Annotated in this window: 24 protein-coding genes, 2 pseudogenes and 1 riboswitch; of the genes and pseudogenes, 9 read left to right on the top strand and 17 right to left on the bottom strand. The window is 55.3% G+C overall.

Annotated elements, in window-relative coordinates; genetic code table 11:
• Positions 1-85 precede the first annotated feature (85 nt).
• From J7447_RS31455 to repA, 7 genes and pseudogenes are all read right to left on the bottom strand, one after another.
• Positions 86-976, bottom strand: a pseudogene (locus tag J7447_RS31455) (Fic family protein); the annotation flags it as partial.
• 64 nt (positions 977-1,040) lie between these two features.
• Positions 1,041-1,247 (bottom strand): antitoxin VbhA family protein, encoded by a 207-nt coding sequence (locus J7447_RS30415; RefSeq protein ID WP_062492137.1) that lies wholly within the window; start codon positions 1,245-1,247, stop codon positions 1,041-1,043.
• Positions 1,248-1,471: 224 nt separating this feature from the next.
• A complete protein-coding gene (locus tag J7447_RS30410; protein ID WP_062492135.1) occupies positions 1,472-1,879 on the bottom strand; it encodes a type II toxin-antitoxin system VapC family toxin in 408 nt (135 codons plus the stop codon).
• A complete protein-coding gene (locus J7447_RS30405; RefSeq protein ID WP_082809967.1) occupies positions 1,876-2,118 on the bottom strand; it encodes a type II toxin-antitoxin system Phd/YefM family antitoxin in 243 nt (80 codons plus the stop codon). The genes J7447_RS30410 and J7447_RS30405 overlap by 4 nt, the downstream gene beginning before the upstream one ends.
• Positions 2,119-2,232: 114 nt before the next feature.
• Entirely contained in the window at positions 2,233-3,489 is a 1,257-nt protein-coding gene (gene repC, locus J7447_RS30400) for a plasmid replication protein RepC (protein ID WP_062492133.1), read from the bottom strand.
• 223 nt (positions 3,490-3,712) lie between these two features.
• Entirely contained in the window at positions 3,713-4,714 is a 1,002-nt protein-coding gene (gene repB, locus J7447_RS30395; protein WP_152508057.1) for a plasmid partitioning protein RepB, read from the bottom strand.
• A 3-nt stretch (positions 4,715-4,717) separates the two neighbouring features.
• Positions 4,718-5,911: a plasmid partitioning protein RepA gene (gene repA, locus J7447_RS30390; protein ID WP_088665297.1), complete on the bottom strand. Its 1,194-nt coding sequence runs from the start codon at positions 5,909-5,911 to the stop codon at positions 4,718-4,720.
• A 269-nt stretch (positions 5,912-6,180) separates the two neighbouring features.
• Positions 6,181-6,306, top strand: a riboswitch (TPP riboswitch).
• A gap of 91 nt (positions 6,307-6,397) precedes the next feature.
• Between repA and thiC the strand changes: the two genes are divergently transcribed.
• The gene (thiC, locus tag J7447_RS30385; RefSeq protein WP_152508056.1) at positions 6,398-8,206 is read left to right on the top strand and encodes a phosphomethylpyrimidine synthase ThiC; all 1,809 of its coding nucleotides are present in this window, start codon (positions 6,398-6,400) and stop codon (positions 8,204-8,206) included.
• 775 nt (positions 8,207-8,981) lie between these two features.
• On the opposite strand, the gene J7447_RS30380 is transcribed toward thiC, so the two are convergent.
• From J7447_RS30380 to J7447_RS30370, 3 genes are all read right to left on the bottom strand, one after another.
• On the bottom strand, positions 8,982-9,827 hold the full coding sequence (locus J7447_RS30380; protein WP_062492124.1) for a methyltransferase: 846 nt from the start codon (positions 9,825-9,827) through the stop codon (positions 8,982-8,984).
• Between the two features lie 3 nt (positions 9,828-9,830).
• Complete coding sequence (locus tag J7447_RS30375; RefSeq protein WP_062492122.1) at positions 9,831-10,286, bottom strand: hypothetical protein; 456 nt, start codon at positions 10,284-10,286, stop codon at positions 9,831-9,833.
• 579 nt (positions 10,287-10,865) lie between these two features.
• Positions 10,866-12,116 carry an IS110 family transposase gene (locus J7447_RS30370; RefSeq protein WP_152512499.1) on the bottom strand — a complete coding sequence of 417 codons (1,251 nt, stop codon included), beginning with the start codon at positions 12,114-12,116 and terminating at the stop codon, positions 10,866-10,868.
• Positions 12,117-12,755: 639 nt separating this feature from the next.
• On the opposite strand from J7447_RS30370, the gene J7447_RS30365 reads away from it, so the two are divergent.
• On the top strand, positions 12,756-13,208 hold the full coding sequence (locus J7447_RS30365) for a MucR family transcriptional regulator (protein WP_152508077.1): 453 nt from the start codon (positions 12,756-12,758) through the stop codon (positions 13,206-13,208).
• 14 nt (positions 13,209-13,222) lie between these two features.
• On the opposite strand, the gene J7447_RS30360 is transcribed toward J7447_RS30365, so the two are convergent.
• The 5 genes from J7447_RS30360 to J7447_RS30340 form a co-directional block, all read right to left on the bottom strand.
• Positions 13,223-13,669 (bottom strand): hypothetical protein, encoded by a 447-nt coding sequence (locus tag J7447_RS30360; protein ID WP_152508076.1) that lies wholly within the window; start codon positions 13,667-13,669, stop codon positions 13,223-13,225.
• On the bottom strand, positions 13,670-13,903 hold the full coding sequence (locus tag J7447_RS30355) for a hypothetical protein (protein ID WP_152508075.1): 234 nt from the start codon (positions 13,901-13,903) through the stop codon (positions 13,670-13,672).
• Between the two features lie 14 nt (positions 13,904-13,917).
• Positions 13,918-14,367, bottom strand: coding sequence for a hypothetical protein (locus tag J7447_RS30350; protein ID WP_152512500.1), 450 nt, complete (start codon positions 14,365-14,367; stop codon positions 13,918-13,920).
• Positions 14,339-14,593 carry a type II toxin-antitoxin system Phd/YefM family antitoxin gene (locus tag J7447_RS30345; RefSeq protein ID WP_062492109.1) on the bottom strand — a complete coding sequence of 85 codons (255 nt, stop codon included), beginning with the start codon at positions 14,591-14,593 and terminating at the stop codon, positions 14,339-14,341. Before J7447_RS30345 ends, J7447_RS30350 begins: the two co-directional genes overlap by 29 nt.
• A 389-nt stretch (positions 14,594-14,982) precedes the next feature.
• Entirely contained in the window at positions 14,983-15,264 is a 282-nt protein-coding gene (locus tag J7447_RS30340) for a hypothetical protein (protein WP_062492108.1), read from the bottom strand.
• 206 nt (positions 15,265-15,470) lie between these two features.
• On the opposite strand from J7447_RS30340, the pseudogene J7447_RS30335 reads away from it, so the two are divergent.
• The 5 genes and pseudogenes from J7447_RS30335 to J7447_RS30315 all read left to right on the top strand — a co-directional run.
• Positions 15,471-15,872, top strand: a pseudogene (locus tag J7447_RS30335) (ATPase, T2SS/T4P/T4SS family); the annotation flags it as partial.
• The gene (locus tag J7447_RS30330) at positions 15,862-16,221 is read left to right on the top strand and encodes a TrbC/VirB2 family protein (RefSeq protein WP_152508073.1); all 360 of its coding nucleotides are present in this window, start codon (positions 15,862-15,864) and stop codon (positions 16,219-16,221) included. The pseudogene J7447_RS30335 and the gene J7447_RS30330, both read left to right, overlap by 11 nt.
• Positions 16,214-16,510, top strand: coding sequence for a conjugal transfer protein TrbD (locus tag J7447_RS30325; RefSeq protein ID WP_062492104.1), 297 nt, complete (start codon positions 16,214-16,216; stop codon positions 16,508-16,510). The genes J7447_RS30330 and J7447_RS30325 overlap by 8 nt, the downstream gene beginning before the upstream one ends.
• 2 nt (positions 16,511-16,512) lie before the next feature.
• A complete protein-coding gene (locus J7447_RS30320; RefSeq protein ID WP_209171744.1) occupies positions 16,513-17,034 on the top strand; it encodes a CbtA family protein in 522 nt (173 codons plus the stop codon).
• Positions 17,035-17,111: 77 nt separating this feature from the next.
• On the top strand, positions 17,112-17,636 hold the full coding sequence (locus J7447_RS30315) for a hypothetical protein (RefSeq protein WP_062492102.1): 525 nt from the start codon (positions 17,112-17,114) through the stop codon (positions 17,634-17,636).
• A 2-nt stretch (positions 17,637-17,638) separates the two neighbouring features.
• On the opposite strand, the gene J7447_RS30310 is transcribed toward J7447_RS30315, so the two are convergent.
• Positions 17,639-17,965, bottom strand: a complete 327-nt coding sequence (locus J7447_RS30310) for a DUF1636 family protein (protein ID WP_077294808.1) — start codon at positions 17,963-17,965, stop codon at positions 17,639-17,641.
• A 534-nt stretch (positions 17,966-18,499) separates the two neighbouring features.
• On the opposite strand from J7447_RS30310, the gene J7447_RS30305 reads away from it, so the two are divergent.
• Both J7447_RS30305 and J7447_RS30300 read left to right on the top strand, forming a co-directional pair.
• Complete coding sequence (locus J7447_RS30305) at positions 18,500-19,153, top strand: thioredoxin domain-containing protein (protein ID WP_062492099.1); 654 nt, start codon at positions 18,500-18,502, stop codon at positions 19,151-19,153.
• A gap of 114 nt (positions 19,154-19,267) precedes the next feature.
• Positions 19,268-21,271 (top strand): M23 family metallopeptidase, encoded by a 2,004-nt coding sequence (locus J7447_RS30300; RefSeq protein ID WP_062492224.1) that lies wholly within the window; start codon positions 19,268-19,270, stop codon positions 21,269-21,271.
• Between the two features lie 287 nt (positions 21,272-21,558).
• Here J7447_RS30300 and J7447_RS30295 read toward each other — a convergent pair whose 3' ends face one another.
• Positions 21,559-22,059 carry a phosphatase PAP2 family protein gene (locus J7447_RS30295; protein WP_209171743.1) on the bottom strand — a complete coding sequence of 167 codons (501 nt, stop codon included), beginning with the start codon at positions 22,057-22,059 and terminating at the stop codon, positions 21,559-21,561.
• Positions 22,060-22,082 lie beyond the last annotated feature (23 nt).

Here is a 22,082-nt window from a genome sequence, read left to right as displayed (position 1 = left end):
CTTCATAAACGAGAGATTCAAGGCGCTCCTTGGTGGAGCTAAGAACACGTTCGGCATTCTGTGCCGGCGGCTGGCCCAGAATGGAAAAATCCGATTGGACCGTGATCGTGATTTCTGCATCGCCTGCCGGCAACCTGACAGGAAGGTCCGCCCGGTCCAGCGCGACGATGCCCTTTTCGGTCAACAGGCTGGCAACGCGGTCGCTGTGTCCCAGGATTTGACCGGTCAGGGTTTCGCCTGGACGGGATGCGCGTACATTGTAGTCGAACGGGTTCTCTCCAAGCCGTTCCAGATCCGAGAGTGCGCCCCGGATGGCCTCCCGCCGATTGGGATTTAGGGAGTCCTCGAGGAGATGTTGCATCAACGGGCTTTTCGGATCGTGGGTCGTCTCGATGGAGGCCTCGATCATGCGTGCCTTGGTGATGACGGATAAATCCACCTCGCGGCCATAGTGCTGACCGAGCATCGTAATGAAGGCTTCCTGGGCGCGGCCATTGCCTTCCCGAAAGGGGTGAACGTAGTTGAGCTCCGACAGCGCCAGGGCCGCCCGTCTGGCGAATTCTTCCGGGGTGGCCGATTTCATGACACTCTGGTCTTGAATCGGCTTCAAGGCTTCGTTCAAGCCCAATTCCAGACGGGAACCGTGCAAAAAGGACGTTCCGCCTTTCGATATGACGCCGATCGGCTCAACGCGCTCGCCATCAATGACAGGGCATTCGTTCCGGGTATGCCCTGCCCACTCGTAGACATCCTGAAAAATGAAGCGGTGTATGGCTTTTAAGTGAGCAGCGTCGAAGTTGCCCGAGGGGCCACGGCCTTGAACGACTTCTGCCATCCGCGAGGTCGTTAGCGCGTATTCGGCGGTCGTCAGATCACTTCGGGTTCTGAGGTTCAACTTGTTCCGCAGGACGCCTGAGCGCTCCGGATCCCCTGGAACGTCCGGATAGGTGTAAGAGCCTTTTTGTTCGTTGCTCAAACAGAATTCCTCACAAAAATAAGCCGCCCATTCCGGGGCGGCCTGGACCTTCTCTGAAGGGAATTCAGGACTTTTGAAAGCGGGCCATCATCTCGGCGCGGTGCTCTTCAATCGTTATGTCGCCGGCGACATAGCGAGCGTTGGCGTTTTCCAGAACCGGATCATGAACATAGCCCTGCCGTTTGTTCGCTGCGGTGGCTTGCTCAATGGCTCTGCGGCGCTGTTCCACGGCTTCCGGGGAACGATCTGGACGGGAGGAATGAACGTTCATGGGGTAGTCTCCAAACTACGGACCTAGCAACTGACGCCATAGAGAGCCTGAACCGGGAAAAGTTCCTAACTCTCTAACCTATAATAGCATTTTTGGCTGTCGAAGGCGAATGCCGAGCGTGTTTGCCGTTCATCTACCGAAGGTCCGGCCTTGCAAGCGAGCGATCGGCAAAGCTTATCCCGGATTTCGTCACCGAACGCGGATCTGGCAATCAAGACTTCCAATCAAACGAATGGATCGACAAGTTGCACGCCTGTCGGTTCAAAATCAGACGCGTTCCCGGTAACGACCCATCCGTTACGGGTCAAAGCCTGAGCAGCAATCATCAGATCAGCGCCGTTGTGACCAATTCTCGCGGAGAGCTCACCCCAACATAAGGCATCTGATGCGGTAAACTCCAACAACCGGTCTCCAAACATTGAAACCGTCCGGTCCAACCACTGACGAAGATGCTTGGCAAAATCCATATTCCGCCGTTCCTGAAGCCGGATTCCTCTTTCAATTTCGCCAAGCGTGACAACGCTCACATAGAGCGTTTCCTCCGGCTTATCCGACAACCAGGCAGCGACCTTGGGCGCTCTTTCCGCACGCCTTGCGGCAGTAATCACGTTTGTATCCAGAACATAGATCAAAATTCGACATCCCGGGGCGTTACCTTTGATCGCTCAATGCCCTCTCCCGGGAAGCTGAGGACATGGTCTGCAAAGCTCTCGCGCCGCCCCTTCGCTTCTCTGAGAAGCCGGCGATACTCTTCCGAGGAAATAACGACGACAGCTGGTTTGCCTCTGCGGGACACTTCCTGAGGCCGGCCAGCCATTGCGGCTTCAACCACAGCGCTGAATCTGTTCTTTGCATCTTGAAGAGAAATCATCTCGCCCTCACTAACTGGCTAGCTATCTAGCTAGATAGCATTTTCTTCATCGATTTCCAAGTCTATCGTGTGGTCAGCGCAAGTTTTCGCCGCCCGGTCCGCGCGTCCACCGCCTCACACCAGCCCATGCAGAGACTTGTGAAGGTGGAGTTTGCCCTCCCCTGCCCTGTCAATCATGGCGCGGAAATACCCGCCGGGCGAAGCAATGTGCTCCGGATCCCGCAGCGCCTTCTCTGCGACAACCACAAGGCAGGCCGCGGCCAGATATCTGCCTTGCCGCTCGACAGCGAGCTGATATCCGGCTGGACTTAGGCCGATCAGCAGGCGCAACTGTTCAGCAGCTCCACAAAGGGCTGGCCAACTGTTCAAGTTGATCCCGGTTTCTGCCTGTACCGATGAACATGCCGACTGGATGAGTCCTATGGAAACGCCATCCAGGTTGGTTTCGGGTAATTTGCTTGGTCCTGCCCTGCCCGCTTGCGATTTCGGCCGTTGTGTTTCCGAGCGACCGCCGCAAGGCTCTTTTTCAAGAGCCATTTCAACGGCGAAGCCGTTGTCAGAAGGAAACTTAGTGTCTTGCTCGTTAGAGCAAGTCCGCTGAGAATTACTTCTAAGAGAGTCGGTTTGGGTTGTAATAGATAAAGGGCTGACATCAATGTCACCCGCGGATGACAATTTATCCTTTATTTCCAACGAGTGGGCGTCATGGAGAGCCAGAATTTCCGTGTAGATCGTTTCCAGGATCCCCGCCTTTTCCACGACAGTCAGTTCATCCCGGTTCACAACTGAATGGGCCCGTGCTGCAAAGCCGTGAAACTCCGCAGGCTCCAATTCGACCACGTCGGCGATCGCCCGTGAAAAGCGCGTGACGGCCCGCTTGGCTTCCTGCTCTGCCTTAATCCGGCGCTGGAACGCATCCGCCTGAGCCTTGAAGGCTTCCAAGTTGAAGCATGCAGGCGTGAAGTCGAGCCCGTAGGCCTGCGCGAAATCTCCGTCTGAACCGCGGTACATATAACGGCGCCCAGTCGGGCTGTCCCGATAGGCAAGCACTCCGGCTTCGACGAGCTTCTTCAGGCAGCGGGTGACGGTGCGTGTGGTGCGCCGTGTGTATTCGGCGAGCCGTTGATTTGAGATCGCCACCACCGGCCGTTTCCCTGTCTGGAAGTCGTCCGCCTGGACGAGGCCCAGGAGAATATCCAGGACATGGTAGGCCGTGCCATCAATACCAAGCGCCGGCGCGACGCGTTTCAGAACCAGGGAGATTTCCTTTTTGGTGACCTTCGGCCGATCCTCCTGGGACGCCAGATGCGCGCTCGCAAGGATCCCGGCAGACACCTTGCGAAAACTCGCAATCTGCTGAGACGAAGACATAAGTCCTCCTTTGCCGGAAGCGCATAAACGCGACCGGACACTGAGTGTTCAGATGCGAGACAAGCAAAAAGACGCAAGAAATCGTGCTCTGCTCAAAGACAGAACTTGCGTTGCGCTACAAGTGATTCTATGATTTTAGCTGCTACACATAGAGCATAGGCACTCGTGCTTATCTCAAGTTTGGACCCGCCCTTGTGGCGGGTTCTTTCGTTTAGAGCCTCATTTACTCCCCCCTCTCTTTCATGTAATCCGCATAGAGACTGTTCAGTTGAGCCTTCAAAAACTCATCGAATCCTGGAGCTTTAGCTCCATTTACGGTGAACGTAGTGCCGCTTTTGGTCGATCTGATCGTCACCGGTACGTGCTCAACATGTTGGACCACCATCTTTGGTTTTTTCGGCTTTATTGCTTTCTTCGCGCTGCGAAGCACGAATTCGAAACGCTCGTCCGAAGTCAGCTCTGCGATGTTGTCCGCGGACAACATTTCTCGAAGTGGCTTCCAATCAACCAATTTTGCTAACTCAGCAAGTTCCATCCATTTTCGTCGCCCTGTACCAGGAGCGGCGCCAATCGCAACAATCAATTCGACGGGCAATTCTCTGATCAGCTTGATCATTTTTGATACAGCCGCTCTGTCCACTTTGAGCGCAGATATAATGACATTCCGCTTGAACTTTTGGTCTTCCAATCGCGCTGCAAACAACGCACGTTCTATATAGGAAAGATTGGTTCTGGCACTGTTTTCCTGCCCTTGAAGAACGACCAGTTGCTCATCGTTCAACTCCCGAACGACAGCCTTGACCTTTCGATTGAGGCTTCTGGCCGCCCGAAGTCTACGATGGCCGAATGCCACCTGCATGCGACCCTTTTGAGCCGGGTTTGGACGAACAAGGATTGGTACTAATTGCCCGTGCTCATCGATTTGTTGAACAAAGTCCCTCTCGACTTCCGGGTCCGCTTCCAAACGGTCGCGAACAAATGAATCGTCTATTTGAGAGGGATCCAGTTCAACGACCTTTTGTCCTTCCAACAGTTGCCGTTCTAATTCACTAGCACGGTCCATCTGACTTGAGAGTGAGCCAAGAGTTTTTGCGATGCCTCCAACCGGTGAACTTGACCGTCTATTTGGCGTGATGCCCGCCAGTGGGCGATCCGATTTATTTGGATCCCCTTGGATTTCACCATCCTCGTCCGACGAAAAACTGATCAGGTCTTTGCGTGCCATCCCTTACCTCCGTCCCCAAGTCACGTTTAAGAGGTCTTCGATTTCCTGGTTCACGAGAGACATAGATTCCATTGCGCGATCATAAGTACCGCGCACAAATTGGCTTCTTTCGACTTCATACAAAGTTTGCTTGGTAACACCGGCATCAGAAATAGCAGTAGATTTAAGCATCGCATGTTGAAGCATGCGATTTCCAAATATTGAACGCATAAACCCGGTCATCTGGCTTTGTGGTCCATCGTTTGGTTCGAAGCGAGTAACCAAGTAACGCATCCAATCATAGCTGGTACGCCCTCCGGCCTTTTCGACAACACTCATCAATTCAGCTGTCATAGAAAGAAATTGGGACATAGACATAACGTCCAACATCTGTGGATGTACGGTGATCAATACTCCTGTGGCCGCACTTAAGGCCGACATCGTTAGAAAGCCAAGCTGAGGTGGGCAATCAATGACTACAACGTCGTAATAGCTTTCAACGCTTGTCAGCACCTCCCCTATTCGGGCGAAAAACATGGACGCTGAACGTCCTTCAGACATTGCTTTGGGCGTTTCATGCTCGAATTCCATCAATTCAAGATTGCCTGGAACAATATGGAGGTTTGGCGTATATGTGGATCGAATGATTTCGCTTAAGGCTCGAGGGTCTTCATAACGGATAGCACCGTAAAGCGTTTCTCCCTCGTCGACATCTAGTTCGGGTTGATGTCCGAACATCGCTGACAATGATGCTTGTGGATCAAGGTCAATTGTTAAAACGCGGTATCCACGCAACGCCAAGAACTGAGCCAAATGAGCAGATGTGGTGGTTTTTCCGGAACCACCTTTGAAGTTCATTACAGTGATAACCTGAAGCTTTTCATCTCCCCGACGGATCGGCACATATTTTGGCGTGCCATTTTTCTCGTCCAAGACCTGACGTATATGATCCATGTCCTCGACAGAATATGTGCGCCTACCGTTCTCGTTTGGTTCGGGGCCATGCCCATCAGCGGCGACCTGACGTAAATAGCCTTCCTTAATGCCAATCAATTTAGCTGCTTCTGCAGGCGAAAATCTTCGGATAGTCTTTTGAGAAGCAGGTGGAAAGATTTTTCGTTGATGTATCTGCAATTGATGAGCGAGCTCATTCGCGTCCGCCGAAAGTGTCGTTGGCAGGTGTTCAGCAGCACCTTCAACCAGAAGATTGGTGTCCATCTCGAAAAATCCTCGAACTGCGCATTTTTGAAAACTACGCCTCAAACTGCGCTGTTACAATATGCTCCGATTCGTTACCAATTTACAAACGCTTAACCAAGTGCATTTTTCAGCCTAGTTTCGACAAGAACTTCGCATTGTTGTCCGCGGACAACTTTTTGGAGTCACCCGGCACATTTCCTTCAACCTTTTGCCGCCAAAGTGACAGCACTTCCTCGTCGAGCCAAGCATCTCTGTATTGACAAACGCACGTGGATGATGGCCGATGGCAACGTTACCAGGGGTGCCCCGGCAAGGGGCTGAGATACTGCTGGGCCGTTGATTGATGGCAGCGCAGTGACCCGTTGAACCTGATCCAGTTCATACTGGCGTAGGGACGGTGCAAGCGCTGCAGTACGACGTTGCCCAGAATCCGGAGCGTCATGGCGTCTTTCCATCATTCCGGCTTCGAACTGGGTCTCCAACTTGAAAGATTGGAGCCTCAGAATGAACATTGCCACCAAGACTATTACGCCCGAAATCACCAAGGGGCCGCTGCCTGCCTCTACAAAGGTTTACAAGCCGGGCGAAATTCATCCCGATATCCGCGTACCAGTGCGCGAGATCGCAGTCCATCCGGCCGCCGGCGAACCGCCCGTCACGGTCTATGATGCCTCCGGTCCCTATACCGACCCGACCCAGGCGATCGATATTGAAATGGGACTGCCGCGCCTTCGCGCCGAGTGGATCGCCGCCCGCGGTGACACGGAGGAATATGAGGGCCGCATGGTCAAGCCGGAAGACAACGGCTTTGCCACCGGCGAGCGCCTGACACTGCAATTCCCTAACCTGCAGAAACCGCGCCGCGCCAAAGACGGCAAGACCGTCACCCAGATCGCCTATGCCCGCGCCGGCATCATCACGCCAGAGATGGAATTCATCGCCATCCGGGAAAACCTTGGTCGCAAGGCTGCAAACGAAAAGCTTCCCCGTGATGGAGAGAGCTTCGGCGCGGCGATCCCGGATTTTGTTACACCGGACTTCGTCCGCGAGGAAGTCGCCCGCGGGCGCGCGATCATCCCAGCCAATATCAACCATCCGGAAGCGGAGCCGATGATCATTGGCCGGAACTTCCTGGTGAAGATCAACGCCAATATCGGCAACTCTGCCGTCACCTCGTCGATGGCGGAGGAAGTCGAGAAAATGGTCTGGGCGACTCGCTGGGGCGCCGACACCGTCATGGACCTATCGACCGGGCGCAACATCCACAACATTCGTGAATGGATCATCCGGAATTCGCCGGTTCCGATCGGCTCGGTGCCGCTCTACCAGGCGCTGGAAAAGGTTGGCGGCATTGCCGAGGACCTTACCTGGGAAGTCTTCCGCGACACGCTGATCGAGCAGGCCGAACAGGGCGTCGACTATTTCACCATCCATGCCGGTGTCCGGCTCTCCTACATTCCGCTCACCGTCAACCGCGTTACCGGCATCGTATCGCGCGGCGGTTCGATTATGGCCAAGTGGTGCCTGCATCATCACAAGGAGAGCTTCCTTTACGAGCATTTCGAGGAGATCTGCGACATTTGCCGTGCCTACGACGTTTCCTTTTCACTTGGTGACGGCTTGCGTCCGGGCTCGATTGCCGACGCCAACGACGCAGCGCAGTTCGCCGAACTGGAAACGCTCGGAGAGCTGACGAAGATCGCCTGGGCGAAAGACTGCCAGGTCATGATCGAAGGCCCTGGTCATGTGCCGATGCACAAGATCAAGGAGAACATGGACAAGCAGCTTGCGGTCTGCGGCGAGGCGCCGTTCTACACGCTCGGACCGCTGACGACCGACATCGCGCCGGGTTACGACCATATCACCTCGGGCATCGGTGCCGCGATGATTGGCTGGTTCGGCACGGCGATGCTCTGCTACGTCACGCCGAAGGAACACCTCGGCCTTCCCGACCGCAATGATGTGAAGACCGGTGTCATAACCTACAAGATCGCCGCCCATGCCGCCGACCTCGCCAAGGGTCATCCGGCAGCGAAGGTCCGCGACGACGCCCTGTCGCGCGCCCGTTTCGAGTTCCGCTGGGAGGACCAGTTCAACCTCGCGCTCGATCCGGAAACGGCCCGTTCGATGCATGACGAGACCTTGCCGAAGGAAGCCCACAAGGTCGCGCACTTCTGCTCCATGTGCGGTCCGAAATTCTGCTCCATGCGGATTTCCCACGATATCCGCGACGCTGCTCGTCAAGAGGGCATGGAGGCGATGGCAGTCAGATATCGTGCTGGCGGCGATCTCTACATGCCAAAGGATCTGTAGTTCATTCGCAGAGGGGAGGGGAGATTCGAGGGGAGGGGTTTAGGGCTCCCTTCGCCCGATGGCCTACCGCTCGATGCGGTAGGCGAGCGGAATGGGCTCCAAAATCGGTATTTTGATAAAAGGCCTTTGCTCAGCTATTCCGGGAGCGGTCCTGCGGCACCGTTTCACGGTTTTGTCACGCTTGGCCGCCGTTTTTCACGTTTGCACACTACCGGCCGATGTCGCGAGGACATCCGATTGCCTGTTTGACATCCATCATTTGGAAAATTCAGAGAATTGACTTATATTCTTGTCCGGAGTGGGATGGCAGGTTTCCCCGCCGCCCCCTTCCCTAAAGTATGAATTGGACCCGGATTTCGATTTGCAAGGTCGTCCGGGTCTTTTTCACTTTAAGGGTAACGCTGATAGGCCAATGCCACATCGTCGTTACCTCCGGTTTGAGAGCAAGGCTGTTGCCTCAGCCGGGCTAGCCAATCCGGCCCGGTCGCGCCGCTTGCTCTGCGCTGCTGCTTTTGCTGCTCAAAACTGAATCAGGTTTCCTCTTTGTAGAGCGCTAAAACTCTCGGGTTCGTTAACTGGTCGTGCGTTGTCTCAAATGTGGCACCGTCCCATTCAATCCACGCTTCCCAACCGGTCGGCGTCGCTCTGCCGTACCATACTCGAACGCTAATCCGATTGTTCGGCAATTCTTCGACTATGGAAACTGTGTGCGTGCCGCCGAGGCCGGAATCAATGTCATAGACTTTGACTTTTCGTATCGGTCCCATGGTTCCCCTCACAGCAACGCAAGTTGTTCGGCTGGGCGAAGTGGGACGACCGGGACCGGCAGGGCGCTTAGGCGCTCCTGCACCTGACCTTGCCGGGCGCGATCCTGGGCAAACTCGTAGCAGGCAATTTCGCAAATGATCGAGGTATCCTTCCAATCGTCCCTGTACATCGAGGTATCGACGCCCGCGCCTTCATACATGTGGAACCCTGACAACTTCTGATATTCAGCCGCAGGACCGGTTTCAACCCTCTGAAAGCATTGCGCGCCGGAATATCGGAAGGCGGCGGACGCTTGCGGGACGATGAATGCGCCCCGATTGGCCAGTTCGGCCGCGATGTCGATCACGTGAAACTCAAACTGGCGGCCACGATAGCGCGGTCCATTGCCGGCGCGCTTCACGGCACCGAACGGCGGATTGGACACGGCCACGTCAAAACGCTCTCCACCAAGCTCCCTTTGCCAGTCCCTCCAGTCAAAGACATCGGCGCAGATCCAACGAGCCTCCGGCAGCAGCTTTCTGCCCACCTCGACATATCGGGGATTCAGCTCAACGCATGTCAGGTCCGGGCAATTGTCGGCCCATTTCGCGCGGTGGTGCAGGAAGTAGGACAGGATTCCGATCCCGGCGCAAAGATCGATGACGCGGCTGCCAGCGCCCCCGGCATCGATGGAGAAGTCTGCAGCCAGCCCCCAGGGCGTAAAGAACGCCCCGGATGCTCCGTTGATGTGGTTCGCGCCTTCGTGCCAGTTCTGAAACACGAAGTCTTTTTCGTCTTCGCTCAAGCGATCCTTGGTCAGGACCGCCTCGGCCTCCGCGTGGGCCTTGCGCTGCGATTTGGTGAGTTTCGCCATGGCTTAAAACTCCCCATCTACAACGATGATGGGTTCGCTCTTGTCCATGCGAATATTCAAACCTGTCAGGCCGATTCCGATCAGGTCCGGGCCTTCGAAGTTGGTCAATTCAGGATCCATCACAGGCCGGTAAACCGTGATCAGCTCCGCGATCTCCTCGACGGTCATGCGAGGCTCGGCAATGTCTCCGTGCTCATCCCTGCCCACGATGACAAGGTTTCCGGCAAACGGATTTGGAAAGTCCTTGAGGCGAACGATTGTATGAAGACCGTCTGTCAGGCCGTTGTCGTCCACGAAGACATCGTGATTGTCATCGAGGCGGGCGACATCGAAAAAGCTGCACTTGATGCGCTGTTTGACTTCCGCAATGTAGTTTGCCCGGCTTAGGGAGATATTGGCCATTGCCCCGAAAAAGGCATCGTAAAAATAGGCCGTGACGAACTCGGATTTGTTGGTCATAGAGCGATCCCTCAACCTGCGAGGCCGACACAGCAAGCGACCAGCCCGAAGCTGAACAGGCTCACGCTGACAAGCGCGCAGAATTCTTTGATAAACATCTATTTCTCTCCTTCTTCCCGTGGAACGCGGGTTCTGTCCCCGAAAGGGCAGGAGCCCGGCTCCTGCTCCTGAGACCTCGGCGGCGAGAGTGTGGGGGAGGGGGACAAGGGGAAAAAACGGAGGGGACTCCCCACCTATTTCAAGTGCTAATTTCACTTGTTTCGATCCTTGATTTCCCGGCTTCTCCCGCTGCCTTTCTGCGAGGGTTCGCAGCGCTGCGCTGCAACCCTTGCCTCGCGGCGAGCAGCGGGTGTGCAAGCGGAGAGGTCCTTCGCGGGGACCCTGCTGCACGAAGCGTGGAACGCGCGTAGGAAGCTGGGCGGAAGGCACCTTGAAGCGCGCCGAGGGCGGAGCCCTAAGCGTTTTCGAAGGAAGATGTGGAGCGTGCTTTGCACGCGATTCCATTGTTGGCGGCGCGTTGCGCCGCATCGCCGGCCGGGCTCTTCGCTATTTGGGGCTTCGCGCTCGTCCGGCAATCACCTATGCAGCCAGGACCTGTGGCTTTCTATCCTTGTCGAACAGCTCTCCGCTTTCCAGCATGGCGCAGGCGACGCCTATCAGACGACTACCGACCGAACGTAGAGCGCGAGCATGAGAATGCCCTCGTTTGCGCATGTCACTGTACCGGTTCCGGGAATGGAAATCGTGCAGCACAGCTATTCGTGCCCAATGGAATACAGCCGTTCGAAGCCTATGCGGGCAGGACTGGCGCATCGCGACAATATATTGTTTCCCGCTACGCCGGGTCACCGGCGCTACACCCGACAGGGCTCGAAGAACGTTGGCATCCCGTCGGCGAACAGCTTCAGGCGCTTCTGAAAGCAATGCCGCCAGGACGATTGGCCCGATGCCAGGCAGAGATCTCAATATCTCCGGATCACAACGCGTATCCGGGTCTGTTGGCTCGGTCGAGGGTAACTCGGCAACCGCGGCACACAGACGTTCAAGGTGCTTCATGCCGATCTTCATTTGCTGCATTACCAGCCGAAGACGGGCAAGGATGACTTCGCAATGGGCGACGCAGGCCTCCGTAACCCCAGGTGCGACGGAGATTGGTGTCGAACGAAGGTGAGCAAGCAGGGTATCCGCCGTCCATTTTCTGACCCGGCACCTTTTTAACAGTCGTGCGATCGTGGCCTGCCGAACGTTCCGCGCTTTCGCTGGCGTCGGCACAAGTTCCCACAAGTCCAAGACCCAACCTCGCGCCCAATCTTCCGACAACTCAATTACTTGCGGGTAGTAGCGCCAGAGTTGATGACGAAACCGGTTGGCCAGCCGGTTCCGCTCAGCCGAAAGATCCTCAACCATCCGAGACCATTCCCGAAGTTCAATGACCGTTGGATGAACAGGCCTCAGGAAGCGGTAAAACCGCGCGTCAGTTCGCAAAGAGTCAGCCAAAACGTAGGCATCCAAACGATCATCCTTGGCTCCTGCCACGGTGAAGCGGTCACGGAGCCGGTCGAGCTGTTTCGGATTGATGGCATGCACCAGGAAGCCAGCGTCCATAAGATGTTCAACGACCGGCCCATGGGGCACTTCTATACCGACGGCGACATTCTCCGGTTCCTGACCTGTGACCGATCTTATCCAGGAGGCAAGTTCCGCAAGCCCGTCACCACCGTGCGAGAATGCACGATGACCTAACTTCTCCCCGTCTACATCGAGGGCATAGGCATAGTGGGTCGCCGAAGCCCAATCCACGCCCACATACGCTGCAATCGTATTTTCCATGAATTCTCCTTCGTAGCTCGAACGGGCGGCCGCGAACCTCGCCGGACCTGTTCTGGCGCTCGAAGGCGCAACTCCCCACGGGGCGTCGATCGCGGCCAATCCAACGGGGCACTTGTCCCCTCTAGGCGCTCGCGGCGCAGTATCACCAGGTTACTCCCGAAGGACTGGCCCGCAGGTCGATCTATACCACCCCGCGAGGAGCGTTTTGATTGGAACAGGGATCGCCCACCGGGACGGCCAGGTGTGGATCCGCGGGCCCGGCCGGCACGCGGATCTGCGCCTGGTCCTGCACGAGGGAGCGACGCCGGCGTGCCGGCTGCGTGAGTGAGGAAGGATGGGGAGACCGATTTTTGCCCTTGGTGGGGGAGGGGGAGCGGCGTTTCCCCTCTCCCGGCAGGGGTGTGATGACCGCCTGCAGGGCGGCCTATTTGAGGATGGCAAGCGGAGTGCGCAGGGCGACGCCCGGAGGTGGGAGGATCGTCACCGGATGGCCGAGACGGGCGCTTGCGCCTGGCTCGGGGAGCGCAGCGACTAGAGCCGTGCCCAAAGGGTGCCGCCCGAACCTATTTACTTAGTAGTATAACGAGCCTAAGAACGGTTCTTCACTTACATTTAGGTAATTGGCGAAAAGGAATTCTTATGTCCGAAGCTGCTCAAAACGACATCTCTCTTGAGCCTGATTTCGTTGATCTGACGGCGGACATAGTTTCGGCCTATGTGAGCAACAATACGGTCGCCTCGGGCGATCTGCCGGCGCTGATCGCAACCGTTCACGCGGCGCTGTCATCCACCGTTCAAGAAGCTTCGGAGCCTGTTGTTGAAGAGCTGAAACCTGCGGTTCCGATCAAAAAGTCCGTGACCAACGATCACATTATCTGCCTGGAAGACGGCAAGAAGTTCAAATCCCTGAAGCGGCATCTGCGGACCCACTACGACCTGACGCCGGAAGAGTATCGAGCAAAGTGGGACTTGCCGACGGACTATCCGATGGTCGCGCCGAGTTATGCGGCTGCCCGATCCGAGCTTGCGAGAAAGATGGGCCTAGGTCAGAAGGGTGCGCGGAAGACAAGAAAGCCCCGTTCCAAGTCTTGAGGATCCAGTCGGCTTCAATCGCTGTCGGTTTTGGGTTCGCTGGCGCTGTCCCGCAAGACTCGAATTCCATGCCGCAATAGTGTCCGATCCTTGGGACTGTCGCTCATCACCGTTCGGAAAGCGTCGTGTCCAATTGATATCTTTTGCGTCGCGACCAGAAGCTCAAGTGGCTGTTTTCCTTCGCGGTCCCAGGTTTCGACCCGGAAATGCAAGCCTCGAACGAATGGGTCGGAATCGGTAATGAGCATGCGATCGGCAACCAAAACGGCGGTTTCCGGGGAAAGCAGTACTGGTTTCTGTTTGCCGATAGCTTGTTCCAGGATCATGCGAGCAAGCTGATCGACGCTTGCCCACTTTCTGCGGTATTCAGCCATTAATCGGTTGCTCGGTCGCGTGATGGATCGATCACATAGAATGTTCTCTTTTTGTTTCTGTGACAATTCAAATTGTAGGCCGCCCATCTAGCTGTCGCTGCTCGTCAGGCCAGTCAGAGATCTGAGCTCCCCGGCAAGCGTTCGAAGTTCATCCTTATGGTCCCGGACCCATTCGAGAGTCCGGAGGGCGCATTTGAGCCGGAGAATGTGTTCCTCCTCCTCGCTGGCCATATGGCCGCGCAGGCTCGAAAACCGTTGTTCGCGCTTTTCAAGAACATCGCGGATTTCATCGATCTGGGCGTAAATGGACCGTTCCGGCACGACAGACCCTCCAATTATCGTTCGCGTTGAACGAATTGGAGCCGCTTAGCGCGGATCGCCTCGGCGAGTTTTCTCAAGATCTGCCCAACGAAGGCGTGGCTGAATTTTCCATAGGATATCGTCAGCGGATCATAGCTGATCGGCTCAACATGAAAAGATCCGGGCAGAATGTCCGTATTGGCTTCATCAAGGAGGATCCAGCAGGGGGCGTCACCCTTGAGCTTCAGGCGTTTGCGTTCGGTTTCCGGAACGCGCAAGCACAAGCGGCCGACGCCTGGATCTTTCGTTGTGAGGGGAAACAAAACCACGTCGCCACTTTTGGACGTCAATGGAACGACAACGCATGCCGGCCGTGCCTTTCGGCCTTGTTCCTCGCCTTTTGCGTTTTCTCTTGACCAAAGGAAGCTATAGGAGATGACCAGACCAGTTTCCGGATCAATCATCTGCGCCTGTTCCTTGCTCATATTGGTCTGCCAAGGCCAGAAGCCCGTCCTCGACGTCGGCAGGCATCGTCTCCAGCGTCACGGCTTTGCGGGGATCCTTGGTGCCCTGCAAACGCTCATAATCTTCGAATGCCATGAGAACGAATCTCGGTTTGCGGTGATGGGTGATGCAGACGGGTTCCCGCCTGGCTGCATCAGTTACGTCGCCGACGTGTTTGTTGAGATCGGCGGTCGTGAAAGTTCGCATCGGAAACTCCCTTAAAATCCAAATTTTATTGATAATATGGATATTCTGGAATTTCAAGATGTGAGGCACAGTCGTGCAGATATGAATCAGCTCTATGTTTGAGGGCATGGCGTTGATTTCCCGCCAGACAACGCCATACCGGTACAACACTGAAGCACAGGGCGGAAACAAAAAGCCTCCGGGCGTTCCGGAGGCTTAGCGGGGACTGATGATTTTTCGAGGAAAATCAGGCTTTATTGTTGTGTTGATTGTCGTCCAAACAACTTAAGAATGGCTTTAAGGCCATTCGTCAGAGCAGGGAAGAAAGCCCGCACGGGCTTGCCGCTAAACAGAACCGATTGCCGGCCGCTCGATGCGGCTGGCAATCGGCCCCCGCCGCGCCGACCTGGTTAGTGGCGCCAATTACGACGGCCATATTTGCGCCCGTCGATGATGATGCGGTCCTGCTGATCGATGGGCGTTCGGGCGTGGCAGAGGACTCCGGCTTCATCAAGGCGGTAAACGACGCAATCGGAATCCCCGAGTGCATAGACCACAAAGCACCACGGGCCTTTCCCGTCTTCGCGATCCTGAAACCATCCGTTCATGTTCCGGCACTGCCAACGCCCGGCCCACCATGTGGCTCCGGGCTGTCCTTTGTCTGTGCGCTGGAAGAGTTCAAGCTGAAGCATGATCCTGTCCCGTGAGCTTTCGTTGGAAAGGGAAGCCGGTCGCGGGAGGAGAGGCCCGCGACCGGCGACGGCTGATTATTCAGCCGCCACGGGAAGAGTTTCGACGTTGCCCATGTCGTCGTCGGTTTGCTGCTCATGTGTGGGCATGCCGCAGCGGATCGGTTCGGGCAGCCAATCCTTATCTTTGAGGGCTTTCTGGGCGAAGGCTGGACATGCAGCGGCTTTTGAAATCGACCATGCGCTTGCGTCCCGACAGGATCATTGTCGGCGAAGTTCGCGATGGTGCGGCGCTGACGCTGCTCAAGGCATGGAATACGGGCCACCCGGGCGGCATCGCCACGGTTCACTCCGACAACGCCTTCACCGCACTGACGCGCCTCGAACAGTTGATCGCGGAAGTGTCTCAGCAGCCGATGCCCCAAGTCATCGCAGAAGCGGTTGACCTCATCGTCTCGATCGAGCGCTCCCCCGAACACGGGCGCATCGTTCGGGACATCGTGACTGTGTCCGGCTTTCGGGACGGCACGTATGACGTCCGCTCAGCCGTTGCATCTCAGTTCCTCAACAAAAATTCCAACGACAGACAAGGGACCCTTCATGTCGCGTAATTTCTTGACTTTTCTGACCCTGGTCGGGGCCGGACTATTCGTCATCGAACCAGCCTTTGCCTCCGGCGGCGGTTCGCTTCCCTGGGAAGGTCCGCTTCAACAGATCCAGGCGTCTATCAACGGTCCTGTCGCTGGCGCCGTTGGCCTGATCGCGGTTGCGATCGCCGGCGCAATGTTGATCTTCGGCGGCGAACTTAACGACTTTGCCCGTCGTCTCGCCTACGTCGTTCTAGTTCTCGGCGTGCTGCTCGGCGCGTCCACCATCGTCGGCCTGTTCGGATCCTCCGGCGCCTCCATCGGAATTGCTCCGGAAGGGAACACGGCAATCGTGGAACCGGCTCGTGACTGATGCGCCGGGCCTCAACAGAGCGCGGGTTCACCGCGCTCTTTCACGCCCGACACTGTTGTTCGGAGCAGACCGGGAGCTGGTGCTCGTGACCGGTCTTGCCTCGGTCATTCTGATTTTCGTGATCCTGAAGCCCTATGCCGCTGTGCTCGGCGTGGCGATCTGGATCGTGGTCGTTGGCGTGCTGCGGATGATGGCCAAGGCAGACCCTCTGATGCGCGCTGTCTATCTGCGGCACGTCAAATACCGCGCCTACTACCGGCCGACATCCACGCCCTGGCGGAAATACTGAACATGGTTGCCCTCAAAAGATTCCGGCACGTCGCGCCATCCTTTTCCGACCTGCTCCCTTATGCCTTCATTCTGCTCGCCGGCATGGCAATTGCCGAAATGCGCGGTGCGGTTATAACGGGTCGCAACGGCCTGCTCTGGGGCGTTGCAGGGTTCGTCGCGTTCCACTTCGCGCCCGGATTCAGCCTAGCTCCCGAAGTGCCCGGCGTCGCGGCGGCGGATGTTTTTGCCCGGCAGATTTGGTGGTGGGCCACCGTCCTTACCGCAGGCGCCGGATTGTGGCTGATCGCATTCGGCCGTAACTGGGTGGCCTGGGGCGCAGCAGCAATGCTGCTGCTGGCACCACACGTGATCGGCGCGCCAGAGCCGGACACCTTCACCGGCCCAGTTCCGACCGAGATCGGGGCAATGTTTGCCAGCCGTGCCTTTGGCGTCGGAATGGCAGCCTGGCTTCTGCTTGGTTGTTTTGCAGGTTTTTTCTGGCAGCGCGAGAGGGCGAGGGTCGGCGCAACGCAGGCGGCCTGATCCGGAATCTAAATCATAACCGACCGGGCGAAACATCTCGTTTTGCCCGGTTTCTTTTTAAGGAAACCTGAAACCCCATGGAACGCTCTCTCGCACTCTTCGCCATCGGGCTGGTCTTTGGCGGAGGCATCGGCTTTGTTGTTGCCGCAAGCAATGGTGTCGCACTTGACGGTCACGACCACTCATCAGCCAGCGATCACCAGATGCAGACCACATCAGTGCAGCTCAGAACTAATCATTCCGGCCAAACCGCTGGCCACGACCACAACAGGACCACCTCAGTACCTGGCGGTCCCGATGCACCGTCCTTGAAAATCAGTGTCTCGCAGGATCCGGTTAGCGGCTACAATCTCCATATCATGACAGAAAATTTCACCTTTGCGCCCGAGCGGGCTGGCTTGGATCATGTGTTGGGCGAGGGCCATGCTCACGTATATGTAAATGGCGTGAAAGTCGCGCGGCACTACAGTGCATGGCTCCACCTGCCGACTCTTCCAAAAGGTGATGCGACGGTTGAGGTTACGCTCAATTCCAACGATCACCGAATGCTTGCTGTCGAGACGGAACCGCTCAAGGCTGCGGTAACTGTGAACGTGAAATAGGCTTATAGCGCCGGAATGCGCGCTCTGAGGCAGAACCGGAGACGTCCACATGGTCGGGCGTCTTCGATCCAGCCTTTGTCCGCTGCCAGAAAGTTTCCGGCCGTCGAGACGATATCGGCAATGTCGTCCGGAAAGATAACACCGGAAAAAAGGTATGCCGCTCTACCAACTCCCTGAAACGCAACCGTAATTGGCTGCTCGCAGGCCCCCATGCATTCAATCTGTGTAACTTCCATTGCCATTCCTGCCTCGTTCAATGATCGACGCAATGCATCCAGATCTGGCGGAGGGTCGCTTTTGCATGTACTGCAAACGATAATACGGTTCATTCGGTCACCTTTGCCGGCAGTGGTGGCACAGCACTGCGAAAGCGTACAAAGCAACACATTTTTTGTCATTCGGATTAAGTCGTATTGTGTTCGACAAATTTATTCTTCCAATTGAGAAATCACTTGAATCTATAGTGGCTAGAGGGTGTATACGCCTGACGAATTAAGAAATCCGACTCAGGCACATCTTTTGGCCAAATCGCAATCTCGTAAATACCCGGCTACAGGTAACGGCTATAAGTTTGCCCATTCTGCTGACCTCGACGGGCCTGCGCGCGCGCTCTGGCTATTGTTCCATGATCCGGCCTATGTATCCAAAAGTTGCCTGCCGGAAGCAACTGCTCTGAAAGTAGCAGTTAGGGATGACTGTCAAGTTCCTACAGACGATCTAGCGACTAAGCGTCATCACTGGCCTCATTTTGCTCTGGAACAGCACGACCAAAAGATCTTCAGAACCATAATCTCAATGCTAGCAAGGCTGGCAATAGTACTTGAGCCAAATCTGCCGGCCTCATCTCTGAAGGTTTCCCGCAAATGAACAACAAATCAATTGTTCTCTCAGTGGCTGTATTTGGGCTGATACTGCTCAGCGTTGCGGCCTGGTTTTTCGTTCGTCCGATGTTTATGAGAGCAGCGATTCCAACCGAACAGACACTGGCGGTGTTGAGGCCTCATTCGCCCATTATTGGGCCTGAGGACGCACCTGTTACTATCGTCGAGTTTTTTGATCCTACTTGCGAAGCCTGTCGCAAGATTTATCCGGTTGTTAGGGATATCATGGCTGAGTATGGCGATACAGTGCGCCTGGCGATTCGCTACGTGGCCTTTGAAGGCAAGGGATCAGTGGAAGCGATCCGAGTACTGGAAGTTGCGCGGAAACAAGGGGTGTTTCAACCCGTGTTAGAGGCACTTTTGCGCGACCAGAAAAGATGGGCCAAAGACGGAGCGCCAGAACAAGAACTCATCATTCAGATATCAACGGAGGCCGGCCTCGATCCAGAAGCTGCGCGAACTCAGATGCTGGAACCCATTATAGCTGCAACGATTAACCAGGACCGCGCCGATGCTGAAGTCTTAGGCGTAACCCAGACGCCCACGTTTTTCGTTAACGGCCGGTCCGTCAATTCGTTTGGCGAGGCGGAACTGAGGGCTTTGGTGAACGAAGAGGTGGCCGCTTCGCGGAAGTAACCAACAGCAAACAGGGAACAGGATCTGTTTGAGGGGCGATGGCAATCTAATGGCATCGCGCTGCACAAACGAATTTGATCCGCAGATTAGTTGCCTAACATCGGACAGATTGCAATGCACTTTGGCGCTACCCCAAACGCCCAGTCCTCAAAAATCGAACTCGGTCAAGAACCGCCGCTGCTTGGTTACGAAGGGTTGTATGGCATGCCGGACCGGCGAGGGGTTTCACTGCGCTGGTTCGCTGGTTCAGCACTCACTGGTGTCACATCCCTGTTCTTGATGGGCGGCGCGCTATTCGCTGCCTTTGACGGCCAATACGAAGTTGAAAGGGCGAAATCCTCGAGTGCTTTATTGAATGAGTTGTCGATCTCGAACAACGGTTACAGCAAAGAAGACAGGGTTCTGCGATCGGCGACTGAATATTCCAGCAAGCAATTAATAGATGTGAATATTGTCTCCCGTGAGGGCGACAGAGATAACATTCGCGCTCAACCACATATTTTCATCAGCGCTACGCTTGCTACCAAGAAAGACCCGTCGCTTGCATCTCAAATTCCGGCCTTCAGTACGCTGAACATATTTTCTAGGAGTGCGGAGAAAGAAGCGACAGGGGCAACCGAGGGAGTTGCAACTTCTCTTCTTGCCGACTCGCTGTACGGTGCGAAATTGGCCAATGATGTCAGTATAAGCCTTACACCATTTCCATCATCGAACACGGATTTCGATTTGGACAAGACGTTGTCAGAATCGGAAATTGAATTGAAAGTTCGCAAATTTATCCGGACCCGTTCGGTGGATGCAACTAACATGGGTTATGAAGCAGTGATTGATCCTGGGCGTTTCGACTTCAATTTGGCGCTTCAGCCAGATTTGGAGCGCTATGCGGTTCGGATAACGCCGGAAAACGTTTCTTTCGTGTCAAAACGCGATGACGATATTCGGTTAGCCGGAATGGATGAAAGCATTGTGCCAGTGGCTCAGGGGCAAAACCTTACGGGGACCCTCCTAAATCAGCAGGTTCCAGAAGTAGAAGCTGCATCGATCACACTTGCGTTTCAGCGATTGTATGGAATCTCCAAACTTGAAGACGGACAACGACTCCGAATAGCGTACGCGCCCTCACAGGACGATCCGGAGCGAAAGCTGCCCGTGCGCATCAGTCTGTATAGCGATACGAAACACGAAGCGACCGTTGCCCAATCAGACGGCGGCGATTACATCAAAGCCCGGCCGCCTAGCACCTTTCCAGCAGCAGCCTTTGCTGACGCGGATCGTGTCTCCCATAGCGGGCCAACGCCAGCGCTATACGATAGTCTTTATCAAACTGCACTTGAGCAAGACATACCAAAAAACATTGTAAATGAACTTGTTCGCATGTTTTCCTTTAGCATCGATTTCAATGCCTCGACTAGGCCTGGTGCTACCATAGAGCTTCTATATTCCAGAGATGACCGTAACTTCGGATCTGAGATCCACTTTGCTGCGCTGAGCAATGGCAAGACAACGCTGGAATTTTACCGTTTCCGGACGCCTGACGATGGAGCTACTGACTTTTACGATGCGTTCGGCCAAAGCGCAGAGAAGTTCCTGATCAGGAAACCGATTGATGGTGGCAGGTTCCGATCCGGCTTCGGCATGCGTCGGCATCCCGTCTACAAATATTCAAGAATGCATAAGGGAGTGGACTGGTCTGCTCCGCGCGGGACACCGATCATGGCAGCTGGAGATGGTACCGTGATAAAGGCAGGTTGGAGTTCCGGCTATGGGAAGCGAATTGAACTTCAACACACCAATGGATACACGACCACCTACAATCATCAGACCGGATTTGCCAAAGGCATAAAGGAAGGTGTTCGCGTCAAACAGGGACAGATCATCGGCTATGTTGGCTCGACTGGACTTTCAACAGGACCTCACCTTCACTTCGAGATGCTAGCTAATGGCCAACCTTTGGATCCAATGCGAGCCAGGCTTCCAGAAGGACGCGTGCTCGATAGAGAAATGCGTGAAAGATTTGAGTCCGAACGAAGTGCGCTCGACAACTTATTACGTGACGCCCGTAGGCCCCGAATTTTGCAACATGACTACAATGAGGAAGCGTTCAATCAAGCAATCTGATGTTGAACTAAAAAGAGGTGTTTCTTAGAGGTTGTTCGATCCTTTTCATTACACTAAGGCCACCGCAAGTGTGCGTTACCATTTGGAACCGTGCCGCCGGTAAAGCCAGCCGGGTCTGCAACACGTATACTGAGTGCTTGTTAGCCAGATCCAAAATATCCTTCTGCCGCGTCGTTTGCCGCAGTGCATAATATCGGAAGTCTTTGGCTGCAAATCTCCTCCGGCATGAAATCAGCGCCCATAGGATCAAACTCGGGGAAACGAAAGGCCGTTCCATAAAACTGTGCTTACCGTCGCCTTAGTCTTTGAAAACTCAGTTGCAGAAATCTTCCAAGAGCTGTCATCCATTCGTCCAACGAACGATCACTCACAATCGGCCGCGTTCTTTGAAAGAACAGATGAAAGACTGCGAGAATGAGTAGCAGCGTTACGCCCCAGGAAATTAATGTGTCAGAAAGGAAGTGACCGCCGAATGCGATTCTGTTGGATGACAGGATGAAGCAAAGCGGCAGCACCAATAGCAGCATCGCTTTGCGCCACGTAGCGGGAACTAGAAAGGCGACTGAAGTCAACCAAATGGCGGAAGACGCTTCTCCAGAGACGAAAGAACAGTTTCGGTCACAATAGTCAGTGACTTTCCAGACAGTTTGATAGGGTAGGTCTCCGCCGAACTCAGCCACATGTTGCGGTCTCGGGCGACCCCAATTGTCCTTCAAGATCAAATTTACGAGCACGCCGGGGCCAAGAACCAGAGTCGACAGCAGAAACAAGGGTTGGCGGAGTGGCATGAGCGGTGTAACCGTCCGGTGAA

The organism is Labrenzia sp. R5_0, assembly GCF_017743835.1.
GTDB lineage: Bacteria > Pseudomonadota > Alphaproteobacteria > Rhizobiales > Stappiaceae > Roseibium > Roseibium algicola.
The sequence above is the reverse complement of the archived record's forward strand: the minus strand, read 5'-3'. Positions and strand labels throughout refer to the sequence as shown.